This is a genomic window from Lysobacter solisilvae, from assembly GCF_016613535.2.
Classification (GTDB): Bacteria; Pseudomonadota; Gammaproteobacteria; order Xanthomonadales; family Xanthomonadaceae; genus Agrilutibacter; species Agrilutibacter solisilvae.
Genome location: NZ_CP071518.1, coordinates 3,601,620 through 3,613,699 on the forward strand (window position 1 = coordinate 3,601,620; position 12,080 = coordinate 3,613,699).

Below are 12,080 nucleotides of genomic sequence, written 5' to 3' on the forward strand. Positions count from 1 at the left end.
ACAGCCTTCCGGAATCCTCCACAGCCTTCCGGAATCCTCCACAGCCTTCCGGAATCCTCCCCGGCCTTCCGGAATCCTCCCCAGCCTTCCGGAATCCTCCACAGCCTTCCGGAATCCTCCCCGGCCTTCCGGAATCCTCCCCGGCCTTCCGGAATCCTCCCGGGTCTTCCGGAATCCTCCGCAGCCTTCCGGAAGCCGCCCCGGTCTTCCCCTACCCCCGCACGCCTCCAGCCCGGCCCGCGCGCCCTCCTCGCCCTGCCCGCCCCCGGCTCGCATAATCCCCACCCCATGTCGCCCTCCTCCCCCGCGCTCCACTCAGTCGCCATCGTCGGCGGCGGCCCCGCCGGCCTGATGGCGGCCGAGGTCGCGCGCGCGGCCGGGCTGGAGGTGGACCTGTTCGAGGCCAAGGGGTCGGTGGGCCGCAAGTTCCTGATCGCCGGCAAGGGCGGTTTGAACCTGACCCACGGCGAGGACCGGCCCGGCTTCGATGCGCGCTATGGCGCGCGTGCGCCGGAGGTCGCGGCCTGGCTCGACGACTTCGACGGCGCCGCGCTGCGTGCGTGGGCCGCCGGCTTCGGCATCGACACCTACGTGGGCACCTCGGGCCGCGTGTTCCCGATGGATCGCAAGGCCGCGCCGCTGCTGCGCGGCTGGGTGCGCCGCCTGCGCGACCAGGGCGTGCGCTTCCATGTGCAGCACCGCTGGACGGGCTGGAACGAGGACGGCAGCCTGCGTTTCGAAACGCCTGACGGCGCCCGCGCGGTGCACGTCGCGGCGACCGTGCTCGCGCTCGGGGGTGGCAGCTGGCCCGAACTGGGGTCGGACGGCGCCTGGGTGCCATGGCTGCGCGACGCCGGCATCCAGGTCGCCGCGCTGCAACCGTCCAACTGCGGTTTCGACATCGACTGGACCGCGCACTTCCGCGATCGCCACGCCGGCGCGCCGCTCAAACCGGTCGTCGCCCACTGGCAGGAGCTGGACGGCCAGTGGCAGTCGCTGCAGGGCGAATGCGTGGTCAGCGCGCACGGCATCGAGGGCAGCCTGGTGTACGCGCTGTCGGCGACGCTGCGCGAACTCATCGAGCGCGATGGGCTGGCGCGCCTGGAACTGGACCTGGTGCCCGGCCGCGAGCTCGACCGGCTGCAGGCCGACCTGGCGCAGCCGCGCCGCGGGCGCAGCCTCAGCGAACACCTGCGCCGGCAGGCCGGCGTGACCGGCGCCAAGGCCGCGCTGCTGTACGAAGTGCTCGCCCGTCCGCAGCTGGAGGAGCCCGGCCGGCTGGCGGCGACGCTCAAGCGCCTGCCGCTGGTGCTGCGTCGGCCCCGTCCGATCGAGGAAGCCATCAGCAGCGCCGGCGGCGTGCGGCTGGAAGCGCTGGACGACACGCTGATGAGCCGCACGCGTCCCGGCGTGTTCTGCGCCGGCGAGATGCTCGACTGGGAAGCGCCCACCGGCGGCTACCTGCTGACGGCGTGCTTCGCCAGCGGCCTGCGCGCCGGACGCGGTGCGGTGGCGCTTCTGCGTCGCTGAGCCGCCGCGTGCGCGGCGTGGCAAGGCGTCGGGCGTCGCGACAGGAAGAGAACTTCGGCCCGCGCGGCTTCGCTACGCCGACCGCCGCCCCGACACCACCGGCACATGCCACACCGCGTAGTGCGGCGGCGTTTCGATGGCGTGGATGATGCTGTCGAAATCGCGGCGCACCGCGGCTTCAGGACGCTGTGAGGCCTGCGCCAGCACGCCGGTGTAGCCGTCCCGCCATGCACGCAGGATGCCGCCGAAGGTCGGGCGCGCGACGCGCAGGGTGTCCACGGTCAGGAAGTCCATGGCGATGTCGGTGAAACCGGCCGCTTCCAGCAGGGCCGGTGAATGCCGGCCGACGCGGCCATCGCAGCCGATGGAATCCAGGTACGCAACCGCGTTGCGGTTCCAGAACGCGTCGGGATCGAACGGGCCGTCCTCGCGCGCGATCACCGGCATGTGCAGCATGCCGTAGTCCTCCGAGAGCAGGTGCAGCCAGCCCGCGGGCCGCAGCACGCGGCGGATTTCCTTCAGCACCAGCGGGAAATCCGGCACCGCCTGCGACATGTGGCGGCAGACGACCAGGTCGAAGGACGCGTCGGAATACGCCAGCGCGAAGGCGTCGCCCTGCGCGTACTCGATGCGCTCGGCGTACGCGGTGCTGTCGCGCCGCGCCAGCGCGAGATTGCCCTCGAGGATGTCGACGCCCACCAGCTGCGCCTGCGGATAGCGCTGCGCCAGGCGGCGGGTGATCTCGCCCGTGCCGCAGCCCAGGTCGAGGATGCGCAGCGCGCCGTCGAGACCGTAGCGGTCGAACAGCGGCGCTTCCTGCGGCCAGATCGCCTGCGCCTGGTGGGCCAGGTTGCGGGCCATGGACTCGTCGCCCATCTGCTCGGCCTGCGGATTGCGGTCCTCGTGCATGGGGGACTCCACCGGGGCATCAGGACGATGGTAACGCCGCCCAAATGGCGCCGCCCGCGAACACGGTGCGGCGCCGCCGGGTGGCGGCCGGTCGCGCCGACCGCCCACCTCATAGGGCGGGTCTTGACCCGCCGGCCCTGGCGGCGCCGCGCCAACCCGCAATCCATAGGGCGGGTCTTGACCCGCCGACGGTGGCGGCGTCGCGGGGTGGCGGGTCAAGACCCGCCCTATGAGCACCAGGCCCTCGCGCCGTGGGCGATGCCGCGGGCGCACCGGCGCGATGTCAGCATCGCGGCCGGTCGCGCCGACCCGCGCAATCCATAGGGCGGGTCTTGACCCGCCGACGGCGGCGGCGTCGCGGGGTGGCGGGTCAAGACCCGCCCTATGACTCCGCGAGCGGCCGCAGGGCCGGGTCGAGCGCGATGCGCTCATCGAAGACGAAGCAGTGGCCGTCGTAGCCGAAGCCGCCGACCTGCTCGAAGTAGCCCAGGATTCCACCGTCGAGCTGCAGCACGTTGTCCATGCCCTGCGCGTGCATCCACACCGCGGCCTTCTCGCAGCGGATGCCGCCGGTGCAGAAGCTCACCACCACCGCGTCGGCCAGCGCGCTGCGATGCGGGGTGAGGGCTTCGGGCAGGTCGGTGAAGTTGTCGATCGGCAGCGTGAGCGCACCGGCGAACGTGCCGTGGGCGAACTCCTCGCGGTTGCGCGTGTCCAGCAGCACCAGACGGCGGCCCTCGTCGTCGTGGCCCTGCCCGATCCAGCGCGCCAGTTCGTGCGGCGACACGGCCGGCGCGCGGCCCGGCAAGGGCGAGGCCCCCTCGCGGCGGAAGGCGATGATCTCGCGCTTCACCTTCACCTTGAGCCTTGCGAACGGCAGCGACTGGCTGTGGCTTTCCTTGACCTGCAAATCGGCGAAGCGCGGATCGGCGCGCAGGGTGTCGAGGAACTGCCCGATCGCGCTGGCCGCCCCGGCGAGGAACAGGTTGAGCCCTTCGGGCGCGACCAGGACGGTGCCGCGCAGCTCGCCCGCCTCGGCCAGGCTGCGCAGTTGCGCGGCCAGTGCGGCGGGGTCGTCGACGGGGGTGAAGTGGTAGGCGGCGATATTGAGGATCACCGCGGAATTTTAGCGGGTCGGATCGGACCGGGCTGCGTCGATTCGTAGGCTGGGTTGGCCCCATCAACCCAGCCCGGCGCGGAAAGCGCTGGGTCGATGAAGCCGACCCAGCCTACGCAGCTGGCTGGCGATGAACGCATGGCGCTCGCGGGCGATTCGTAGGCTGGGTTGGCCCCATCAACCCAGCCCGGCGCGGAAAGCGCTGGGTCGATGAAGCCAACCCAGCCTACGCAGCTCGCTGGCGATGAACGCATGGCGCTTGCGGGCGATTCGTAGGCTGGGTTGGCTCCACCAACCCAGCCCGGCGCAGAAAGCGCTGGGTCGATGAAGCCGACCCAGCCTACGCCGCTGGCTGGCTATGAACGCATGGCGCTCGCGGGCGATTCGTAGGCTGGGTTGGCCCCATCAACCCAGCCCGGCGCGGAAAGCGCTGGGTCGATGAAGCCGACCCAGCCTACGCCGCTGGCTGGCGATGAACGCATGGCGCTCGCGGGCGGTTCGTAGGCTGGGTTGGCTCCATCAACCCGGCACGCGCGAGCAGCACTGGGTCGATGGGGTCGACCCGCCTGCGGGTGGCGCGGCCTCTAGGGGCCATCGGATCGCGTTGGCCGACGCCGTGAGCAGACGCGACAGGCGCCAGTGCTCGCGTGTGCGCGCTTCAGCCGCCCGTGGGCGTGCAACGGGCGGCGCGTTCGCGCAGCAGCGTGGCCTCGCGCGCATTGCGCGTGAGCTGTGCGGCGCGTTCGAACTCGCCGCGGGCCTCGTCGAGCCGGCCCAGTTTCTGCAGCAGGTCGCCGCGGACACTGGGTAGCAGGTGGTAGCGCTGCAGTGCCGGTTCACCGGCGAGCGCATCGACCAGGGTCAGGCCGGCCTGCGGTCCGAACAGCATGGCCAGCGCGACCGCCCGGTTGAGCTCGACGATCGGCGAACCGGTGAGCCGGCCCAGTTCGCCGTACAGGCCGACGATCCGCGCCCAGTCGGTCTCCTGTGGCGTGAGTGCGCGCGCATGGCAGGCGGCGATGGCCGCCTGCAGCTCATACGGGCCGGACGCGCCGCCCAGCGCGCGTGCGCGTTCGAGCGCCGCCAGGCCGCGGTTGATCAGCAGGCGGTCCCAGCGGCCGCGGTCCTCGTCCATCAGCAGGATCGGTTCGCCCGTCGGCCCGGTGCGGGCGCCGGCACGCGAGGCCTGGATTTCCATCAGGGCGACCAGGCCGTGGACTTCGGCCTGCGCGGGCATCAGTTCGGCGACGATGCGGCCCAGCCGCAGCGCGTCCTCGCATAGCGCCGGGCGCAGCCAGTGCTCGCCGGCGGTGGCCGAGTAGCCTTCGTTGAAGATCAGGTACAGCACCGCCAGCACCGCTTCCAGGCGCGCGACCAGTTCCTCGCCGCGCGGCACCTCGAAGGGCACCTGCGCCTGCGCGAGCGTGCGCTTGGCGCGCACGATGCGCTGGGCGATGGTCGGCTCCGGGACCAGGAAGGCGCGCGCGATCTCCTCGGTGGTCAGGCCGCCCAGCAGGCGCAGCGTCAGCGCCACGCGCGCCTCCATCGACAGCACCGGATGGCAGGCGGTGAAGACCAGGCGCAGCAGGTCGTCGCCGATCGGATCGTCGAGCGCATCCAGCAGCGCGTCCTCGTCGTGCGCCTGCTGCAGCTCGATCTCGTGACCCAGTTCCTCGTGCTTGCGCTGCTGCAGCTGGCGACGGCGCAACCGGTCGATGGCGCGGTTGCGCGCCGTGGTCATCAGCCACGCGCCGGGGTTGTCGGGGACGCCGGATAGCGGCCACTGCTCCAGCGCGCTCACCAGCGCGTCCTGGGCCAGCTCCTCGGCCAGGCCCACGTCGCGCAGCATGCGTGCGAGCCGGCCGATCACCTTGGCCGACTCCATGCGCCATACCGCGTCGATCGCGCCCTGCACATGCGGATCGGCGGGAGGACGGGGGCTCGTCATGGGCGGCGATGACACCATCGCCGCGCATCCGGCGCAAGCGCCGTCATGCCGGGGGCGGCCCCGCCGACGCAGCGCGGCGGGACCACGGGGCATCCTGGCGGTGTTGAGGCCATCCATCGCGGGGACCCTGCCGGCAGACCTGCAGCCCGGCGCGACTCAGAAGCCCGGCTTGGCGCAGTTGATCATCCACGCCACGCCAAACTGGTCCTTGAGCATGCCGAAGCTGCGCGCCCAGAAGGTTTCGGCCAAGGGCATCTCCACCTTTCCGCCGCCGGCCAAAACGTCGAAGACGCGCTGGGCTTCTTCGGGGCTGTCCACGTTGAGCGAGATCGAGCAGCCCTTGATGCCTTCGTAGGGGAAGGCGGGATGGTTGTCGGAGGCCATCAGCACTTCGTCGCCGACATTCAGGCGGGCGTGCATGATGAGGTCGGGCGGCAGCTCCTCGCAGCCGGGCGAATCGCGGAAGCGCATGAGCATGCCGAGCTCTCCGCGCAGTGCTTCGGCGTAGAAGCGCATGGCCTGTTCGCAGGTGCCGTCGAAGGTGAGGTAGGGATTGATCTTCATGGGTTGGACCTGTGGAGATTGAGGTGGAGGAGCGATCAGCTGCGGGCGGCGATCTGCGCGCGCTGCCGCTCGCCCTGCTCGCGCAGTTCGGGCGTGAGTTCCGCGCCGAAATCCTCGGCTTCGAACACCGGACGGATCTCCACCTCGTCACCGTCCTCGAACGGCGCACGCTTGAGCCACTGGATGGCCTCGTCGAGCGAATGCACCTGCCAGAGCCAGTAGCCGGCCACCAGTTCCTTCGTCTCGCTGAAAGGACCATCCACCACGGTGCGGGTGCTGCCCGAGTAGCGCACCCGGGCGCCCCTGGAGGTGGGGTGCAGGCCGTCGCCGGCCAGCATCACCCCGGCCTTCACCAGCTCTTCGTTGAACTGCCCCATGCGGGCCAGCATGTCCTGCGAGGGCATGACGCCGGCTTCGGACTGGGGGCTTGCCTTGACGAGCACCATCACGCGCATGTCGATTCTCCTGTTCGGGGGGCGCTGCCACCGGCGACGTGCCGGTTTCCAGCAGGGGCCCTTGGGGAGACGACGAACCGGCAGGCGCCGGATCGACATCCGGCCGGAAATATTTTCGCGGCCGGGTTCCGGGCGCTCCGGGCGGCTGGGCCGGAGGCAGCACCGCCCGGCCCGGCCCGACGTACCGGGGGCTATTCGGCCTGCAGCTGGACCGCAGGCTTGAAGCCGCCCCAGAACATGCGCTTGCCGTCGAACGGGGTCTTCTTCGGATGCATCATGTCCGCCAGCCGCGGGTCCTCCATGACTTTCTTGTTGATCCGGTCCCGGTCGCGGCGCGACTTGTAGACGATCCAGGAAAAGAACACGACCTCGTCGGCCTTGAGCTTCACGGCCTCGGGGAACGAGGTCAGCTTGCCCGGCTTCACATCGTCACCGATGCATTCCATGACCTGCAGGGCGCCGTGCTCGAGCCAGATCTTGCCGGCCTTGCGGGCCATCTTCTTGTAGGCGTCCACGTTCTTCACCGGCACCGGCACGACATATCCATCGACGTAACTCATCGCATCACTCCTTCGCGTGGTGGTGGAGCGGACCTGCGCGGTCCAGGGCGCACGTTGTGCCCGTCGTACACCCCCGTCAAGTGCTCGCGTTGTCCGAAACCTGTCCGGGCTATTGCGCGGCTCGAGCATGGGCCGTCTCTACGCGACGTGCACACCGGTGAACGCCACCTGCACCGCGGGTCTGCTTTTCACGCGCAATGGCCGCTGCTCTAACGTCTGCGTGCCTAAAGTCTGGTCGTCCGTATCGCCGCGGGGACGGCGTCGGACCGGAATCGACGCGCCGCGTCGACAAGCAGACAAGGAGCCACGATGGCGAACGACAACCTGAGCCACGATCAGATCCCTCCCCGCCCCTCACGGCGCGGATTTGCGGGCATGGACGCCGAGAAGCGCCGCCTCATCGCCCGCAAGGGCGGACAGGCGGTGAGCCGAAACCGCCAGCACATGTCCGAGATCGGACGGCGTGGAGGCGTTGCCTCAGGCGGCACGAGCCGTCAGGTCGGACCGGAAGAGTCCGTAGACAGCAGCAGCCTGCAATAACCGGCCAACGCGAACGGGATGCGGACGAGGCGCGCGGCGTCTCGTCCGCGGTCGTGTGAGCGGTGCGCAGTTCGCGCAGCAGTGAGCAGTGAGCCGTGGACAGTGGGCAGCGCGCCCGCGGCGTGGGGGACCGTCAGCCCGTGGCCGCCATCTCGTCTTCCTCCGCCGTGGAACTGCGTCCGCGCCCCGCGGCCTTGGCCCGGTAGAGCGCGCGATCGGCGCGGAGCATCGTGGTGGCCAGGTTCCCGTCCGCCGCCCGGATCGCGGCGATGCCGATCGAGACCGACAGCGGTTCGACCTGGCGGACCTGCAAGGCACGGCATCCGGCCATGATCGATTCGGCGAACCGCTGCGCCTCCGCCAGCGGCATTGCCGGCAGCAGCAAGGCGAATTCCTCGCCGCCGATGCGGCCGAACAGGTCTTCTTCCCGACTGGCCGCCTGGATCATCCGTGCGAATCCGACCAGGGCCTGGTCGCCCGCGTCGTGGCCGTGCCGGTCGTTGAGGGCCTTGAAGTGGTCGATGTCGAGGATGAGCACGCAGCCACCGGCTCCGCCCGCCAGCGTTTCCCATGCGGCATCGGCGTGCTGGAGGAAGCTGCGCCGGTTGAGCACCTCGGTGAGGTCGTCGCGGAAGGCCAGGTCGCGCATCGCCTGGCTGAACTCGCGTTCCCGGGCCAGCGCCTCGTACATCCTGCGCCGCGAGAGCTTGAGCTGGCGCGACACCATCACGCCGACGAGAAAAGCGATCGCGTAGCTCAGAGCCACCTGTACCAGCATCGGCGTCGCCATCGGCACCCGCAGTTCCAGCAGGGCGAAGCAGTCGGCCGCCACCATGATCAACCCGGCCTGCATCTGCAGGCCCAGGCGGTTGCGGAAGAAGGCGAACACCAGCAGCAGCTGGATGGGCGAGGTGACCAGGAAACCGAAATGGTCGGCCGGGCGGTGCGAGATCGTATAGAACGAACTGACCACCACCAGCAGCACCCACCCCAGCACCAGCGCGTCGTACTGGCCGGACCGGCGCACACGGACCATCAGGGCCATCGTCGCCGCGCATGCGGCCACGAAGGCGAACCGGAAGAACAGGATCCGCGAAAGGCCTGCCGGTGGCTGGACGAGCACGTCGACCACGGCGAATGACGCTTTCAGCAGCGCATACACGCCGATGGCGATGATCGCGTGGCGCTTGTCGGTTTCAAGGAAGAAGGCGCGGTAGGCGTTTTCCAGCTGCGCCGCGGCGAAGCGGGGATCGAGCGCGCCACGCAGGTGATAGTGCGCCTGGGCCGAATGGACCGGCGTGGCTGGTGTGCGTTTGGCGTCCGTGCCTGATGCATCGGCCTGCGTCATCGCTTCCCCTGCCCCTCGATGCGGTGGACAGTATGCATGCGGATACGAGGCCACCCCAACCGTTGCGCGCCCGGATGCGCCGCCCGGGGGATGGCTGCCGGGTCCGCGAGCCGGGACTATGATGGCCGTGACCGGTTATGGAGACAGGGCATGACCGTCGACGGCCGCCCCAAGGGCGCAGCCAATGACCGCCTGCTGGGCGTCATCCAGACCCAGACCGACGTGGCGCGTCTGGGCCTGGATCTGGGCTCCGTGATGACGCTCGTCGTCGAACGCGCGCAGGCGCTGACGCATGCCAATGGCAGCGTGATCGAACTGGCCGACGGCGACGAAATGGTCTATCGCGCGGCCAGTGGCGTGGCCGAACGCCATCTGGGGATGCGCCTGAATCGTTCAGGAAGCCTGTCGGGGCGCTGCATCCTGGAGGGGCGGTCGCTGGTCTGCGAGGACTCCGAAACCGATCCTCGCGTCGACCGCGAGGCCTGCCGCCGGGTTGGACTGCGCTCGATGATCGTCATGCCGTTGCGGCACCACGACCAGGTGGTTGGCGTGCTGAAGGTGCTCGCGCCGGCACCGCGCGCGTTCGACGAGACCGACGTCCAGGTGCTGGAGCTGATGTCGGGCCTGGTCGCCGCGGCGATGTTCCATGCCACGCGCCTCGAGTCGCACGAACTCCTGCATCGCGCCACCCACGACCCGCTGACCGGGCTGCCCAACCGCGCGCTGTTCTTCGACCGGCTGCGCCACTGCATGGCGCTGGCGCAACGCCAGCGGCAACGGCTGGCGGTGCTCAGCGTCGACATGGACGGACTCAAGCCGATCAACGACTGCCATGGCCATCGCTGCGGCGATGCCGCGCTGTGCGAACTGGCGCGGCGATTGCGGGAAGCGACGCGGACGGACGACCTGGTCGCGCGCCTGGGTGGTGACGAATTCGCCGTGCTGCTGGTCCGGATCCCGGACCGCGAGGCCCTGACCACGCATGTGGCTCGCGTCGGCGAGCGCGTGTGTGGACCCTTCGAGTTCCGACAGGCCACGATCGCGGTGGAGGCCAGCGTCGGCATGGCGCTGTATCCGGATGACAGCGATGCGCTCGATACCCTGCTCGACATGGCCGATGCGGGGATGTACGCACGCAAACGCGAACGCCGGCCGGCGGTGAGCTGACACCGGGCGCAGGCGCGCCCGGTGCCGGGGTGGATCAACTGCTCTGGATCACACCGATCTGGATCAACCGCTCCGGATCAAACGCTCCGGATCAACCGCTCCGATTCAACCGCTCTCGATCAGGCGCGCTGGTCGCGGCGGGCGCCGGGCTTGGCGCTCTGGCCACCCCGGTGCTGCTTGGGACCGGCGTGGGCATGGCGGGGCGCCGGCTTGCCATGCGGACGATGGCCGCGGCTGGGCTGGCCGCCACGCGGCGGCATCTTCGCCGTTTCGATCTGCAGCGGACGGCTGGGCTCGAAACCGGCGACGACGTCCAGCTTCACTTCGGCCTTCAGCAGGCGCTGGATCTGGCGCAGCAGCGCGGCTTCGTCCGGCGACACCAGCGACAGGGCTTCACCCTGCGCGCCGTTGCGGCCGGTGCGGCCGATGCGGTGCACGTAATCCTCGGCAACCATCGGCAGGTCGTAGTTGATGACCAGCGGGAGGTTGGTGATGTCCAGGCCGCGCGCGGCGACGTCGGTCGCGACCAGCACCCGCGCCTTGCCCGCCTTGAACTGCGAGAGTGCCTTCTGGCGCTGCGCCTGGCTCTTGTTGCCGTGGATCGCCACGGCCTGCAGGCCGGAGGCTTCCAGCTGTTCGGCCAGGCGGTTGCAGCCATGCTTGGTCTTGCCGAAGACCAGCACCTGTTCGGTGTGGCGCGAAGCCAGGATCTGGGTCAGCAGCTCGCGCTTGCGCGAGGCATCCACCGGATGGGCGCGGTGCACGATGGTGTCGGCGATGGCGTTCTGCGAGGCGATCTGCACCTGGCGCGGGTCGCGCATGAACTCCAGGGCCAGCGACTTGATCTGCGCCTCGAACGTGGCCGAGAACAGCAGCGTCTGGCGCTGCGCCGGCAGCTTGCCCAGCACGCGCTTGATGGCCGGCAGGAAGCCCATGTCGAGCATGCGGTCGGCTTCATCGAGCACGAGGATCTCGACGCCATCCAGCTTGACGGTGCCGCGCTCGAGGTGGTCGATCAGGCGGCCGGGGCACGCGACGAGGACGTCGACGCCGCGGCGGAACTGGTCGATCTGCGGCTGCATGCCGGCGCCGCCGTAGATGGCGGTGATGCTCAGGCGCAGGTGGCGCGAGAAGCCGCGCAGGCTGTCGCAGACCTGCATGGCCAGCTCACGCGTCGGCGCCAGGATCAGCGCGCGCGGCTTGCGCGGGCCGTTGGGCGGCGTGGCCTTGGACAGGCGGTTGAGCAGCGGCAGGCCGAACGCGGCGGTCTTGCCGGTACCGGTCTGGGCGCCGCCGAGCACGTCGTGCCCGGCCATGGCCAGCGGAATGGCTTCGGCCTGGATCGGCGTGGGGGTGTTGTAGTTGCTTTCGGCAAGCGCGCGCAGCAACGCGGGCGCAAGCCCGAGCGATTCAAAGGACATTTGTAGCTCCGTGAGGATACGCAGTCGACGGACGACTGCGAACTCGAAGCTTTCCTTGGAACCGCGCTGCGAGTGTTCTGATTGGACGGCCCCGGAAGCTCCGGAACCGTGTCTGCGCGACGAAAGTCGTACGGGATATGGGCCGCGGGACCAGCGGCACGTGGGCCGGGATCGGAGCGGCGGGCTTACCTAGGAAAACGGATCAGCCGTGCGCGGAACCGGCGAACTGTACGCGAAGCGGCCACCCGATGCCATCCCCGGATGGCGCGCGTCGTTCAGATACGGACGAGCCAGGTCGCGCTGCGCGACGGTTGGGTTCCGGACGAAGCGTGGCGCTGCAGCCTCATGCCGGTCGCGCCACCTTCGCCTCGGGGCCTTCCTGCGGTCACTCCTGCCCGCGGAAGGCTCGAATCGATATCGGCGCAGGGCTTGGGGACTTGAGGGATTCCCCATTCAGGCCGGCGACGCCGCCAAGCACCTGAATTCGTCGCCGCGACCGGAGCCCAAGGCGACTCGGACCG

11 protein-coding genes are annotated in these 12,080 nt (G+C 70.0%); 3 read left to right on the plus strand and 8 right to left on the minus strand.

The window, feature by feature from the left end:
- Positions 1-288 precede the first annotated feature (288 nt).
- Complete coding sequence (locus I8J32_RS15925; RefSeq protein WP_200613459.1) at positions 289-1,530, plus strand: TIGR03862 family flavoprotein; 1,242 nt, start codon at positions 289-291, stop codon at positions 1,528-1,530.
- 72 nt (positions 1,531-1,602) lie between these two features.
- Here the strand turns inward: I8J32_RS15925 and I8J32_RS15930 are convergent, their stop codons facing one another.
- The 6 genes from I8J32_RS15930 to I8J32_RS15955 form a co-directional block, all read right to left on the minus strand.
- Complete coding sequence (locus I8J32_RS15930; RefSeq protein ID WP_207526677.1) at positions 1,603-2,439, minus strand: class I SAM-dependent methyltransferase; 837 nt, start codon at positions 2,437-2,439, stop codon at positions 1,603-1,605.
- A gap of 382 nt (positions 2,440-2,821) precedes the next feature.
- Positions 2,822-3,556, minus strand: a complete 735-nt coding sequence (locus tag I8J32_RS15935; RefSeq protein WP_200613465.1) for a sulfurtransferase — start codon at positions 3,554-3,556, stop codon at positions 2,822-2,824.
- A gap of 658 nt (positions 3,557-4,214) precedes the next feature.
- Positions 4,215-5,504, minus strand: a complete 1,290-nt coding sequence (locus tag I8J32_RS15940) for an RNA polymerase sigma factor (RefSeq protein ID WP_207526678.1) — start codon at positions 5,502-5,504, stop codon at positions 4,215-4,217.
- 156 nt (positions 5,505-5,660) lie between these two features.
- Positions 5,661-6,068 carry a VOC family protein gene (locus I8J32_RS15945; protein ID WP_200613470.1) on the minus strand — a complete coding sequence of 136 codons (408 nt, stop codon included), beginning with the start codon at positions 6,066-6,068 and terminating at the stop codon, positions 5,661-5,663.
- Between the two features lie 35 nt (positions 6,069-6,103).
- Positions 6,104-6,523, minus strand: a complete 420-nt coding sequence (locus tag I8J32_RS15950) for a YciI family protein (protein WP_200613473.1) — start codon at positions 6,521-6,523, stop codon at positions 6,104-6,106.
- Between the two features lie 191 nt (positions 6,524-6,714).
- A complete protein-coding gene (locus I8J32_RS15955) occupies positions 6,715-7,083 on the minus strand; it encodes a DUF1428 domain-containing protein (protein ID WP_207526679.1) in 369 nt (122 codons plus the stop codon).
- Between the two features lie 375 nt (positions 7,084-7,458).
- On the opposite strand from I8J32_RS15955, the gene I8J32_RS15960 reads away from it, so the two are divergent.
- On the plus strand, positions 7,459-7,623 hold the full coding sequence (locus I8J32_RS15960; RefSeq protein ID WP_407061039.1) for a hypothetical protein: 165 nt from the start codon (positions 7,459-7,461) through the stop codon (positions 7,621-7,623).
- A 133-nt stretch (positions 7,624-7,756) separates the two neighbouring features.
- On the opposite strand, the gene I8J32_RS15965 is transcribed toward I8J32_RS15960, so the two are convergent.
- A complete protein-coding gene (locus tag I8J32_RS15965) occupies positions 7,757-8,971 on the minus strand; it encodes a GGDEF domain-containing protein (protein WP_200613481.1) in 1,215 nt (404 codons plus the stop codon).
- 150 nt (positions 8,972-9,121) lie between these two features.
- Between I8J32_RS15965 and I8J32_RS15970 the strand changes: the two genes are divergently transcribed.
- Positions 9,122-10,138, plus strand: a complete 1,017-nt coding sequence (locus I8J32_RS15970; RefSeq protein WP_200613484.1) for a sensor domain-containing diguanylate cyclase — start codon at positions 9,122-9,124, stop codon at positions 10,136-10,138.
- A 119-nt stretch (positions 10,139-10,257) separates the two neighbouring features.
- On the opposite strand, the gene I8J32_RS15975 is transcribed toward I8J32_RS15970, so the two are convergent.
- On the minus strand, positions 10,258-11,559 hold the full coding sequence (locus I8J32_RS15975; RefSeq protein WP_200613487.1) for a DEAD/DEAH box helicase: 1,302 nt from the start codon (positions 11,557-11,559) through the stop codon (positions 10,258-10,260).
- Positions 11,560-12,080: the final 521 nt, after the last annotated feature.